Origin of the sequence: Ferribacterium limneticum, from assembly GCF_020510565.1 — a bacterium.
GTDB classification, from domain to species: Bacteria; Pseudomonadota; Gammaproteobacteria; order Burkholderiales; family Rhodocyclaceae; genus Azonexus; species Azonexus limneticus_B.
In genome coordinates this window covers 229,329-242,562 of the sequence record NZ_CP075189.1, presented here as the reverse complement: position 1 = coordinate 242,562, position 13,234 = coordinate 229,329, and the positions used below count along the sequence as shown (strand labels likewise).

The 13,234-nt window shown below is 59.0% G+C and carries 8 protein-coding genes; all 8 read right to left on the bottom strand.

Translation table 11 applies throughout. The features are described from left to right. Window positions 1-403: 403 nt before the first annotated feature. Entirely contained in the window at window positions 404-2,455 is a 2,052-nt protein-coding gene (gene fusA, locus KI610_RS01185) for an elongation factor G (protein WP_226496904.1), read from the bottom strand. 80 nt (window positions 2,456-2,535) lie between these two features. Continuing rightward, the gene (locus tag KI610_RS01180) at window positions 2,536-2,850 is read right to left on the bottom strand and encodes a hypothetical protein (protein WP_226496903.1); all 315 of its coding nucleotides are present in this window, start codon (window positions 2,848-2,850) and stop codon (window positions 2,536-2,538) included. After that, complete coding sequence (gene glmU / locus KI610_RS01175) at window positions 2,850-4,208, bottom strand: bifunctional UDP-N-acetylglucosamine diphosphorylase/glucosamine-1-phosphate N-acetyltransferase GlmU (RefSeq protein ID WP_226498490.1); 1,359 nt, start codon at window positions 4,206-4,208, stop codon at window positions 2,850-2,852. Before glmU ends, KI610_RS01180 begins: the two co-directional genes overlap by 1 nt. A 174-nt stretch (window positions 4,209-4,382) precedes the next feature. Beyond that, window positions 4,383-5,117, bottom strand: a complete 735-nt coding sequence (locus KI610_RS01170; RefSeq protein ID WP_226496902.1) for a YEATS-associated helix-containing protein — start codon at window positions 5,115-5,117, stop codon at window positions 4,383-4,385. Between the two features lie 181 nt (window positions 5,118-5,298). Further along, on the bottom strand, window positions 5,299-6,765 hold the full coding sequence (locus KI610_RS01165; RefSeq protein WP_226496901.1) for a glutamate synthase subunit beta: 1,467 nt from the start codon (window positions 6,763-6,765) through the stop codon (window positions 5,299-5,301). Then, window positions 6,765-11,402: a glutamate synthase large subunit gene (gene gltB, locus KI610_RS01160; protein WP_226496900.1), complete on the bottom strand. Its 4,638-nt coding sequence runs from the start codon at window positions 11,400-11,402 to the stop codon at window positions 6,765-6,767. The genes KI610_RS01165 and gltB overlap by 1 nt, the downstream gene beginning before the upstream one ends. A gap of 187 nt (window positions 11,403-11,589) precedes the next feature. Next, the gene (gene aroB, locus KI610_RS01155) at window positions 11,590-12,672 is read right to left on the bottom strand and encodes a 3-dehydroquinate synthase (protein ID WP_226498489.1); all 1,083 of its coding nucleotides are present in this window, start codon (window positions 12,670-12,672) and stop codon (window positions 11,590-11,592) included. Beyond that, the gene (locus KI610_RS01150) at window positions 12,672-13,163 is read right to left on the bottom strand and encodes a shikimate kinase (protein ID WP_264179231.1); all 492 of its coding nucleotides are present in this window, start codon (window positions 13,161-13,163) and stop codon (window positions 12,672-12,674) included. Before KI610_RS01150 ends, aroB begins: the two co-directional genes overlap by 1 nt. Window positions 13,164-13,234: the final 71 nt, after the last annotated feature.

Genomic DNA, 13,234 nt, shown 5'->3' with positions numbered 1-13,234 from the left:
CCAGCCCCTGCGTTGCTCGGCACCTCTCAAGGGGCCCGGTGAAACAATCCGAGCTTGAGCTTGGGTGCCTGAATGGCAGATTTCATTTTTGGCCCTTTTTTCCGGTTGACCGTGGGAGTCTGAATTTTCGGCAAAGCGGCCGAGCCCGGACGCCTTTGTGGTCCCCGTGGAAGGCGCTGAGCAACGCAGGCGGGCCGGGGGCTGTCGGCTTGCGTTGTCTGAGCCGCAGGCGAGTTTAGCAAGCCGCCCGGCCTGCCGAGTAGCGCAAGGAACCGGGCAGAGCCCGGCGCCGCCCCCGGGGTCGCCTTTTCTTTGGCTACTTTCTTTTGGCGAAGCAAAAGAAAGTACGCCCGCCAGCAAGGCGGAACCCCAAGCTAATTAGCACCCCGGGGGGACTAACCCCTCACTCATCCTCATCATGCAACTGAAACTTGCTCGCCAGTTGCTGCTGCACATTCGGCGGCACAGCGGCATAGCGCGCAAACTCGATGGTGTAGCTACCCTGCCCCCCCGTCAGCGACTTAAGCCGCGACTGATAGTCGTTAAGTTCAGCCAGCGGCACTTCGCCACTAATCGCCGACATGCCATGCCCGCGCCCATCAGTGCCGGTGATATGACCACGCCGACCGGACAGATCGCCGGTCAGGTCACCAATGGCCGATTCCGGAACAATGATCTCGATACTGACAATCGGTTCGAGCACAATCGGCTTGGCGCCGCGAATCGCTTCGATGACGGCCTTGCGACCAGCCATCGTGAAGGCGACTTCCTTGCCATCAACGGCATGCGTCTTGCCATCGAAAACCGTGACTTTGAGGTCGTCGACCGCATAACCGGCGACAACGCCGCCTTCCAGCCCCTGACGAATGCCCTTCTCGACAGCTGCCATGAAGACGCCGGGAATGACGCCGCCCTTGACGGCATCGACGAACTCGAAGCCCTCGCCACGCCCCTTCGGCTCGATGCGCAGATGCACTTCACCGAACTGGCCGGCACCGCCCGACTGCTTCTTGTGGCGATACATCGCCTCGGCCGGGGCGGTGATCGTCTCGCAATAGGGAATGCGCGGCGGCTTGGTATCGACTTCCAGCTTGTACTGGCTGGCCATGCGCCCGAGCTTGGCTTTCAGATGAATCTCGCCGAGGCCGCGGATGACCGTTTCATTGCTTGTTGGATGACGCTCGACGACAAAGGTCGGATCTTCCATGGCCAGCTTGGCCAGGATGTCGAACAGGCGCTGCTCGTCGCCCTTCTTCTTCGTTTCGACGGCCAGCCCAGCCATCGGCTTGGGAAATTCGAGCGGCACGAGGTGAATGTGATCCTCGTCGTGCGAATCGTGCAGCACGCAGTCGAAATCAACCTCGTCGATCTTGGCAATCGCACCGATGTCACCTGGCAGCAGTTCATCGACCTCGATGCTGTCCTTGCCCTGCAACTGATAGAGATGGCCGACCTTGATCGGCCGCTTGCTGTCGCCGACGAAAAGCTGCATGTCCTTCTTCATCGTGCCCTGATGGACACGGAAGACGCCAATCTTGCCTAGGTAGGGATCGGCCACCACCTTGAAGACGTGGGCCAGCACGTGTTTGGCGGCATCCGGCTCGGCCTGGAAAGGCTCGGTCTTGTCGCCCGGCTCACCCTTGTAGAACGGCGGCGCATTGCCTTCGGCCGGGTTCGGCGCCAGCGAGGCGAGCACATGCAGCAACTCCTTGATGCCGGCACCGGTCTTGGCCGAGGTGAATAAAATCGGAATCAGGTGGCCTTCGCGCAGCGCCTTCTCGAATGGCGCATGCAAGGCGGTGGCGGTCGGATCGGCGCCATCTTCAAGGTACTGAGCGAGCAGGTCTTCATCTTCCTCGACGATCTGGTCAATGAGCGCCCGGTGCGCCGCCGCGACCGATTCGAAATCGGCATCGCCGGCATCGTGCTCGAGCACTTCGACGACATCGGCCGCGCCGTGCGCCGGCAGGTCTAGGAGCATGCACTGCTTGCCGAAACGCTCGCGAATGTTGGCAACCAGGCCCGGCAGATCAAGGTTTTCGGCATCAATCTTGTTGATGACGATCATCCGGCACAGCTTCCGCTCGCCGGCGTAGCGCATCATGCGCTCGGTCATCAGTTCGACGCCGGTCTGCGCGTTGACGACGATCAGGGCCGTATCGACACCGGCCAGCGCGGCGATGGCCTGACCGGAAAAGTCGGGGTAGCCCGGGGTGTCGATCAGGTGGACATGCGTGCCTTCATAACCGAAATTGACGACAGCAGAGGTCAGGGAGTGACCAGCCTCTTTTTCCTGGGCATCGAAGTCGGCAACGGTATTACCTTTCTCGACGCTGCCCTTCGCGTTGATGGCGCCGGTCGCGAACAGTAAGGACTCGGCCAGGCTGGTCTTGCCGGCGGCGCCATGGCCGACCAATGCAACAGAACGTAGAGCCTCGGTGGTGTACTTGGACATCTTCTTCTCCCTTAGCTTAGAAAATTCAGCGAAAAATCAGTTCACATCAGTGGCCAGCCTTGCGATCAGCGAGCCGTCATCTATTCGCGATACATGCCACTGGCCGCCATGCGATCGACAAAGTGGGGGCCAAAACCGTAAAGCAAGGCAATTGCCACAACGAAGAGCAGCACGCCAAAAATCAGTTGCTTGCCCGGCTTGGAAAATTCCGACCAGTGCCTGCCGGCAAACCAGATCGGGCCGACGATGGGCAAGGCCAGCGTCGGCAACCAGCTCTTCCAGCCAAAGGCGAAAGAGGCGGGCAAAGTGCCGAAATAGCCGACCAGTAACAAAGAGCCGCCCACCGCAATGAGAATGGCGATGGCAAACATGAAAGCCGTGAACCAGAAATCCATTATTTCTTTACCTTTTTCGGACGTTCCCAGCCGGGCAACGTCATTTGTTTGGCTCGTGAGACGGTCAAGGCGTCCGGTGGCGCATTCTTGGTCAGCGTCGTGCCGGCGCCAAGCGTTGCCCCGCGGCCAACCGTCACCGGGGCAACGAGTTGGGTATCGGAGCCGATGAAGACATCGTCCTCGATGATGGTCAGGTGCTTGTTGGCACCGTCATAATTGCAGGTGATCGTGCCGGCGCCGACATTGACGCGCTGACCGATCTGGGCATCGCCGATGTAGGCCAGATGGTTGGCCTTGGACTGGGCGCCGATGATGCTCTTCTTGACCTCGACGAAGTTGCCGATGTGCACCTCCGGCCCGAGTTCGGTACCCGGACGCAGCCGGGCATAAGGCCCAAGCACGCCGTCCGGCCCGATCACCGCGTCCTCGAAGTGACAGAAGGCGGCGATGCGCGTTCCGGCGCCCACCTTTACGTTTTTCAGCACGCAGTAAGGACCGACCTCGACGGCATCGGCCAGTTCGACCTTGCCTTCGAAAACGCAGCCGACGTCAATGGACACGTCGCGGCCATGGCTCAGTGAGCCACGAATGTCGATACGCGCCGGGTCGGCCAGGCGCACGCCGGCGACGAGCAGTTGATCGGCCAGGTTGCGCTGGTGCTGACGTTCCAGTTCGGCCAGCTGCACCTTGCTGTTAACGCCGAGCACCTCCCACTCGCCCTCGGGCTGGGCGGAGCGTACTGGCAAGCCCTCGGCCACGGCCAGCGCGACGATGTCGGTCAGGTAGTACTCACCCTGGGAATTGTTGTTCTTGAGCTGGCCCAGCCAGTCGGCCAGACGCGCCGTCGGGATCGCCATGATGCCGGTGTTGACCTCGCGGATCGCCTTTTCTTCGGGCGTAGCGTCGTTTTCCTCGACGATGCGCACGATGTTGCCATTTGCATCGCGCACCATGCGGCCATAGCCGGTCGGGTTGGCGAGGTCGACGGTGAGGATGGACAAGCCGTCCTTGCCGGCCTGCAGCAGGCGCTTGAGCGCACCGACCGTGGTCAGCGGTACGTCGCCATAGAGCACCAGCGTCTGCGCCGCATCGCCCAGTTGCGAGACGGCCTGGGCGACGGCGTGGCCGGTGCCCAGTTGTTGCGCCTGCTCTGCCCATAGGATGTCGTCGGCGGCCAGTGTGGCGCGTACCACCTCGCCGCCATGACCATAGACGACAATCAGTTTTTCCGGCGAAAGAAGACGAGCGGTGTCGATGACATGTTGCGCCAGGGCCTTGCCGGCAATCGGGTGCAAGACCTTGGGCAGGTTGGAATGCATGCGCTTGCCTTGGCCGGCAGCGAGAATGACGATATTCATATTGAGCAGAATCTTGTGCGGTTGGGTAATCTGCATTTTCACATGATCGGCCCGCACTGTCGAAGCCGGCGACGCATTTGCCATGCTTGCCCATTGATCCAGCGCAACTCGCGTAGAAAAACAAAAGCCCCGGCGGCTTTTCAGACGGCGGGGCTTTCTTCGGTGAGGAAGGGATCAGGCGCTCTTTTTCTGTTCCTGACCGCCGAGAATGTCGCCGAGCACGGCCTTTCCGCGGGTCGAAACAAACCAGTGCAGCACATTCTTGTCGTTGATTCGCGTCTCGATGACACCCATGGCTTTCATAACGGTCAGGCGCTGGCTGACATAATCGCGGGCCAGTCCGGTGCTGTCGCAGATCGCGGCCAGATTTCCATAAACGAAGCCGCCTTCGGACAAGGCGCGCAGGATTTCGACGTCGTTGTAGGAGAGAACGTCCTTGGGATCGGGCTCGACGGCCTTCAGCACCTCGGTTTCGGCTTTGGGCACAGCCAGGATGGGCTCGTCACGCTTTTGCTGTTCGATGCGACCAACGTCGCGCCGGACCTGGTCGATCTGCGCCATCAGGCGCTGCACCATGTTTTCGAAAAAGCGCCGCGAGGCGACGACGTAGATCAGGCAGAAACCTGAAAACACGTAGAGATCGATCGGCTTGGTCCGCGCCCCCTCGAGCAGCGTGCTCGACAGCATGTTGAGAAAGAGCGGCACGGTCAGCGCCGCCACCACGCCGAAGACCGGATATTTGAGCCAGTCGTGGCGGCCCGCATCGCCGCGCCGGTCGGCCAGAAAGTAGTTGGCCGTACCGCCCAGTATCCCGGCGACGAACATGATGCCGAGAATTACCAGCATGTGCCCGTCGAGGGCGCCGCTTGGCGTTGTCACGAGCAAGGCAGGTTGCAGTTCAGTTGACATGTTTTCCCCTTGAAATCAGCAGCCATTCTCACACGACAGAGACAATGTTTCGCCAGCCTGCCACCTGATCATGAGAAAAATAGTCAAAAAGAGAATCCCACGGTCAACCGGAAAAAAAGGCCAAAATTGAAAAGCCCCGCCGGCTTTTCAGGCGGCGGGGCTTTTTTCGAGAGCGCTCGACTCAGCGTGGCAGCGTCGTCGAACCCATCAGGAATGCATCGACCTCACGGGCAGCCTGACGACCTTCGCGGATCGCCCAGACCACCAGCGACTGGCCGCGACGCACGTCGCCAGCGGCGTAAACCTTGTCGACATTGGTCTTGTAGCAACCTTCGCCGTCGGTCGTCGCCTTGGCATTCTGGCGCGCATCCTTCTCGACGCCGAAGGCATCCAGCAGGCCGCCAACCGGGTTGGTGAAGCCCATGGCCAGGAAAGCGTTGTCGCACGCCAGCTCGAATTCCGAACCGGCAACTTCGCTCATCTTGCCGTCCTTCCAGTCCAGACGAACAGCCTTGAGCGCCTTGACGTTGCCCTTGCCATCATCGACGAAGCCCTTGGTGGCGACGGCGAAATCGCGGGTACAACCTTCGTCGTGCGAAGACGAAGTGCGCAACTTGTACGGCCAGTACGGCCAGGTCAGCTCCTTGTTTTCCTCTTCCGGCGGCATCGGCATCAGTTCGAACTGGGTGACCGAGGCGGCACCGTGGCGATTCGAGGTGCCGACACAGTCAGAACCGGTATCGCCGCCACCGATGACGATGACGTGCTTGCCCTTGACGTTGACCGGATTGGCCTTGCCCTGCTGGACTTCCTTGTTCTGCGGAATCAGGAACTCGAGCGCGGCGTAGATGCCCTTGAGTTCGCGGCCAGGCACCGGCAGATCGCGCGGCACTTCGGAGCCGGCGGCGAGAATCACCGCGTCGAAATCCTGCTTGAGCTGATCGGCCGAAACGACGGTGGTCGCATCATTGTTGATGCCGGCCGGCACGTTCTTGTCACCAACCACGACCTTGGTCTTGAAGGTGACGCCTTCGGCTTCCATCTGGGCGACACGGCGGTCAACCAGGGTCTTTTCCATCTTGAAGTCAGGAATGCCGTAAGCGAGCAAGCCACCAAGGCGGTCACTCTTCTCGAACACGGTCACGTCGTGGCCAACGCGCGCCAGTTGCTGGGCGGCAGCCAGGCCGGCCGGGCCGGAACCGACGATGGCGACCTTCTTGCCGGTCTTCGCTTTCGGCGGCTGCGGCACAACCCAGCCCATTTCCCAGCCCTTGTCGATGATCGCGTGCTCGATCGACTTGATGCCGACCGGCGCGGCATTGATGCCGAGCGTACAGGCAGCCTCGCAGGGTGCCGGGCAGATGCGGCCGGTGAAATCCGGGAAGTTGTTGGTGGAGTGCAGCACTTCCAGCGCCTGCTTCCAGTTGCCGCGGTAAACCAGATCATTCCAGTCCGGAATGATGTTGTTCACCGGGCAGCCGTTGTTGCAGAACGGGATACCGCAGTCCATGCAACGCGCGCCCTGGATCTTGGCATCGTCGTCAGACAAGGCGTGGACGAATTCCTTGTAGTGCTTCAGGCGCTGTTCGACCGGGTCGTAAGACTCGGACAGGCGCTCGAATTCCATGAAGCCAGTCGGCTTGCCCATTATGCAGCCTCCTTCTGTGCAGCAACGGCCATCTCGGTGAGGGCGCGCTTGTATTCGTGCGGATAGACTTTGACGAACTTCTCGCGATAGGCGTCCCAGTTGGCCAGAATGGCCTTGGCGGTCGCGCTGCCGGTGTATTCGGCATGACGGGTGATCAACTCCTTGAGCTGAGTCTCGTCAGCGATACCCAGATGCAGCGGTTCGCCAGCGGCGTGACGCGACGCCGGCAAGACCTTCTCGAGAGCCACCTGCGCGAGGTTGCAGCGATGCTTGAAGCTGCCATCCTCGTCCAGCACGTAGGCGATACCGCCCGACATGCCAGCCGCGAAGTTGCGGCCGGTCATGCCCAGTACAGCGACAGTGCCACCCGTCATGTATTCGCAACCGTGGTCGCCAACACCTTCGACAACTGCAGTACCACCGGAGTTACGGACACAGAAGCGCTCGCCGCCGACACCGGCAAGGAAAGCCTCGCCTTCGGTCGCGCCGTACATGACGGTATTGCCGCAAATGATGTTCTGCTGCGTATCGCCGCGGAAATCCGGGCTCGGCTTGATGATGATGCGACCACCCGACAAACCCTTGCCGACGTAGTCGTTACCTTCACCAGTCAATTCCAGCGTCACGCCCTTGGCCAGGAAGGCACCGAAGGCCTGGCCGGCGGTACCGGTCAGCTTGACGTGGATGGTGTCGTCCGGCAGGCCGGCATGGCCGTAGCGGCGGGCAACTTCGCCTGATAGCATGGTGCCGCAGGTACGGTTGACGTTGATGATCGTCGTTTCGATCTGGACCTTCTGGCCCTTTTCGAGAGCCGGCTTGGCCTGGGCGATCAACTTGTGGTCGAGCGCCTTCTCGAGTCCGTGGTCCTGCGTTTCGGTGTGCAAGCGTGGCACATCGGCCGGCACATTCGGCTGGAAGAAGATCTTGGAGAAATCCAGACCCTTGGCCTTCCAGTGTTCGATACCGGCACGCATGTCGAGCAAATCGGCACGGCCGACCAGATCGTCGAACTTGCGAATGCCCAACTGGGCCATGATCTCGCGGACTTCTTCGGCAACGAAGAAGAAGAAATTGACGACATGCTCAGGCTGGCCGGAGAAGCGCTTGCGGAGCACCGGATCCTGCGTGGCCACACCGACCGGGCAGGTATTGAGGTGGCACTTGCGCATCATGATGCAGCCTTCGACCACGAGCGGCGCCGTGGCGAAACCGAATTCGTCCGCACCCAGCAAGGCACCGATCACGACGTCACGGCCGGTCTTCATCTGGCCATCGACCTGGACGCGAATGCGCGAACGCAGGCGATTCAGGACCAGGGTCTGCTGGGTTTCGGACAAGCCGAGTTCCCACGGCGTACCGGCATGCTTGATCGAGGACTGTGGCGAAGCACCCGTACCACCGTCAAAACCGGCGATCACGACGTGATCGGCCTTGGCCTTGGCAACACCGGCAGCAACCGTACCGACACCGACTTCGGAGACCAGCTTGACCGAGATGGAAGCCTTGGAATTGGCGTTCTTCAGGTCATGAATGAGCTGAGCCAAGTCTTCGATGGAGTAAATGTCATGGTGCGGCGGCGGCGAAATCAGGCCGACACCCGGCACCGAGTGACGCAGGAAACCGATGTACTCGGAAACCTTGTGACCCGGCAACTGGCCACCTTCGCCCGGCTTGGCGCCTTGCGCCATCTTGATCTGGATCTGGTCGGCATTGACCAGATACTCGGTGGTCACGCCGAAGCGACCGGAGGCAACCTGCTTGATGGCAGAGCGCAGCGAATCACCTTCCTTGAAGGTGTAGTCGCGTTCGATACGCGAGGCACCAACCACTTCGGAAAGCGTCTGACCGGCCTTGAGCGGCACGAAACGCTTGGCATCCTCACCACCTTCGCCGGTGTTGGATTTACCACCGATGCGGTTCATGGCAATGGCCAGCGTCGTGTGCGCTTCGGTCGAAATGGAACCGAGCGACATGGCCCCGGTGGCAAAACGCTTGACGATTTCCTTGGCGGACTCGACTTCTTCGAGCGGAATGGCGGTACCAGTCGGCTTGAATTCGAACAGGCCGCGCAGGGTCAGGTGACGCTTGGTCTGATCATTGATCAGCTTGGCGTATTCCTTGTAGGTCTCGTACTTGCCGGAACGGGTCGAGTGCTGCAGCTTGGCAATCGAATCCGGCGTCCACATGTGTTCTTCGCCGCGAATACGGTAAGCGTATTCACCACCGGCGTCGAGCATGCTGGCCAGTACGGGATCGCCTGAGAACGCTTCATCGTGCAGACGAATGGCTTCCTCGGCAACCTCGAAAACGCCTATACCCTCGACATTTGACGGCGTGCCGGTGAAGTATTTTTCGACGAACTCCTTCTGCAAGCCGATGGCTTCGAAGATCTGAGCGCCGGTGTAGGACATGTAGGTCGAGATGCCCATCTTGGACATGACCTTCATGAGGCCCTTGCCGATCGCCTTGACGTAGTTCTTGGCGTACTTTTCAGCCTTTTCGGCATCACCCTTGGCAAAACCAGCGATGGTTTCGAGCGCCACGTAGGGGTGGACCGCTTCGGCGCCGTAGCCGCCAAGCAAGGCAAAGTGATGGGTTTCACGCGCCGAACCGGTCTCCACGACGAGGCCGGCGCTTGTGCGCAGGCCCTTCTTGACCAGGTGCTGGTGAATAGCCGACGTGGCTAGCAGCGCCGGGATGGCGACATGCTCGGCATCTACCTTGCGGTCGGAGACGATCAGGATGTTGGCACCGGAACGCACAGCGTCTTCAGCGTCAGCAGCCAGCGAAGCGAGGCGTGCTTCGATACCGTCCTTGCCCCAGGCGACCGGGTAACAAATATCCAGCTCAAAGGAGTGGAACTTGTTGGACGTGTATTTCTCGATGTTGCGCAGCTTTTCCATGTCGTCGAAGGACAACACGGGTTGCGACACTTCAAGACGAATCGGCGGGTTGATATCGTTGGTGTTGAGCAGGTTTGGCTTTGGTCCGATGAAGGACACCAGCGACATGACCAGCTCTTCGCGAATCGGATCGATCGGCGGGTTGGTCACCTGTGCAAACAACTGCTTGAAGTAGGTGTAAAGCGTCTTGTTCTTGGCCGACAGCACCGGCAAGGCAGAGTCGGTACCCATGGAACCAGTGGCTTCTTCGCCATTCTGGACCATCGGCTCAAGAATGATCTTGACATCTTCTTGCGTGTAGCCGAAAGCCTGCTGTCGATCCAGTAGCGAAGCAGCTGGCGCCGAGCACTTTTCGTGCGGTGCCGGCACTTCGTCGAGCTTGATACGGATCTTTTCGATCCACTCGCGATACGGTTTGGCGTTGGCCAGGGAGTTCTTCAGTTCTTGGTCGTCTATGATGCGGCCCTGCTCCATGTCGATCAGGAACATCTTGCCCGGCTGGAGGCGCCATTTCTTGACGATTTTCTTTTCCGGAATCGGCAGTACGCCAGACTCGGAAGCCATCACGACGAGGTCGTCATCGGTGACCAGATACCGGGCCGGACGCAAACCGTTACGGTCAAGCGTGGCACCAATCTGGCGACCGTCGGTGAAAGCCACGGCAGCAGGGCCGTCCCAAGGCTCCATCATCGCGGCATGGTATTCGTAGAAGGCGCGACGGTTCTCGTCCATCTGGGTATGCTTTTCCCAGGCTTCCGGGATCATCAGCATGACCGCTTGGGCCAACGAATAACCTCCGCCCATCACCAGCAGCTCAAGCGCATTGTCGAAGGAAGCCGAGTCGGACTGACCGGGATAGTGCAGCGGCCAGACCTTCTTCAGGTCATCGCCGAGAATCGGCGAGGAAATTGCCTGTTCACGGGCCTTGAACCAGTTGACATTGCCACGCACCGTATTGATTTCGCCATTGTGGGCGATGTAACGGAACGGATGCGCCAGGTCCCAGGTCGGGAAGGTGTTGGTCGAGAAACGCTGGTGCACGAGCGCCAGCGCCGAAACAGTCCGCTTGTCCTGCAGATCAAGGTAGTACACCCCAACCTGATCAGCCAGCAGCAGACCCTTGTAGTTAACTGTGCGGGCCGAGAAGGACGGGACGTAGAACTCCTGACCGAATTTCAGCTTCAGCGACTTGATCGCGTTGGCGGCACGACGACGAATGATATACAGCTTGCGCTCAAGGGCATCCGTTACAAAAATATCCGGGCCGCGACCAACGAATACCTGGCGAATCACCGGCTCCTTGGCGCGCACAGTCGGTGACATGGGCATTTCACGATTGACGGGCACATCGCGCCAGCCAAGCAGAACCTGACCCTCGGCAACGATAGAGCGCTCGATCTCCTCAACGCAGGCGTGGCGCGAAGCAGCCTCCTGCGGCAGAAATACCATGCCGACCCCATATTCGCCAGCGGGCGGCAATTCGACTCCCTGACGCGCCATCTCTTCGCGATAGAACTGGTCCGGAATCTGGATCAAAATACCCGCGCCATCACCCTGCAAGGGATCGGCGCCAACAGCACCACGGTGATCGATATTCTTCAGGATCAACAAACCCTGCTCGACGATGCCATGGTTTTTCTGACCTTTGACATGGGCGACAAAGCCCACACCACAAGCATCGTGCTCATTGGCTGGGTCGTACAACCCTTGCCGCTCAGGTACTCCCGGTTCCATCACACGCATTCCTTCAAATAACTTGGCCAAAAACTACGGGCCAATGTTGAAAAAAGCCGAGCATCATATTTTCTGCTTCGGCCTGTAGGAAAATTAGAGGCAACCATCAAATATACTGGCAAACCCCTGTCAATTCAAGATGCTGCAACGCACCAACTAAGCACACCAAGAAAAGACGACTCCCTGTTCAGGTGCATCTGGCCTCAATGGCAGCGCTGATCTGCGTATCGCTAGCTCGATCAGAAACAACAGCCTTGCCGATTTCCTGAAGAAGCACCAAACGGAGTTTTCCATCCTGCACCTTCTTATCGTGGCTCATCAACTCGAGATATCTGGCCACACCAAGCTTGGGTCCAAATACCGGTAAACCGGCTCGAACAAATATGCGTTCAATTCGCTTGAGCGCACTTTCATCCAGCAATCCCAACTGACGCGATAACTCCGCAGCAATTAGCGTGCCGGCAGCAATGGCTTCGCCATGCAACCATTCGCCGTACCCCATCCCCGTTTCGATCGCATGGCCAAAGGTATGCCCCAAGTTGAGCAGTGCACGCTCACCGGTTTCTTTTTCGTCCGCCGCGACAACCTCGGCTTTATTGGCACAGGATCGGTGAATTGCATACGTCAGCGCGGCAGGATCTCGGGCCAGCAGTTTTTCAAGATTTTCTTCAAGCCATGCGTAGAAATCCAAGTCTCTAATCAAACCGTATTTGATCACCTCGGCCAAGCCCGCTTTCAACTCTCGCTCCGGCAGGGTGTTCAACGTCGAAATATCGGCAAGCACAAGCTTAGGCTGATAGAAGGCGCCAATCATGTTTTTCCCGAGAGGATGATTAATCGCCGTCTTGCCACCAACGGATGAGTCAACCTGCGACAAAAGTGTTGTTGGCACCTGGATAAAAGGCATTCCTCGTTGGTAACAGGCGGCAGCAAATCCCCCCATATCTCCTATCACCCCCCCACCAAGGGCGACCAAGGTCGTTCCACGCTCACAGCGCGCCCCCAACAAGGCATCAAAGACAAGGTTCAACGTTTCCCAAGTCTTGAATTGTTCTCCATCAGGCAAAATAACTGGCAACACCGATACCCCTGCACTCTCCAACGCTGACTGAATTGTTTGAAGATACAGGGGAGCAACGGTGGTGTTCGTCACCACAACGACCTTCTTTTGCCTGATATGAGGCAGGATCAATTCAACTCGCGTGAGCAGGCCGCTTCCGATGTGGATAGGGTACGAACGATCCCCTAAAGCGACACAGAGTGTTTCCATCAGGTTTTGCATTGACAGTTAAATTCTCTCAGGAGATGCAGCACAATACCGGAGGCAACCAGACGCCCACCATCCACCACAATGTGCGCAGTATCTCGATACAAAGGGTCGCGGACAGCATGCAGTTCCTCCAACTTGGCTAGGGGATCCGCAACGTGCAACAACGGGCGATTCCGGTCATGCCGTGTGCGCTCAAAAAGCAAGGCCGGGGGAACGTTCAGATATACAACCCACCCTGTTTCGTGCAATCTCCGACGATTTTCCGCGTTGAGTACAACGCCTCCGCCGGTAGCCATCACGATATTGGATGTCTCCGTCAACTCGTGAATGGTCTGCACTTCTCGTCGCCGGAAACCATCTTCGCCTTCAATTTCGAAGATTGTTGGGATCGGCACACCTGTCCGCTCAACTATTTCATGATCTGAATCGAAGAACGGGCGAGCCAAGCGCTTCGCCAATTGGCGACCGACTGTTGTTTTGCCGGCCCCCATGAGTCCGACGAGATATATGTTACGACGATTTTCCACGTTTGGATTTTAGCCGACTACCCGCCAAGCACAAA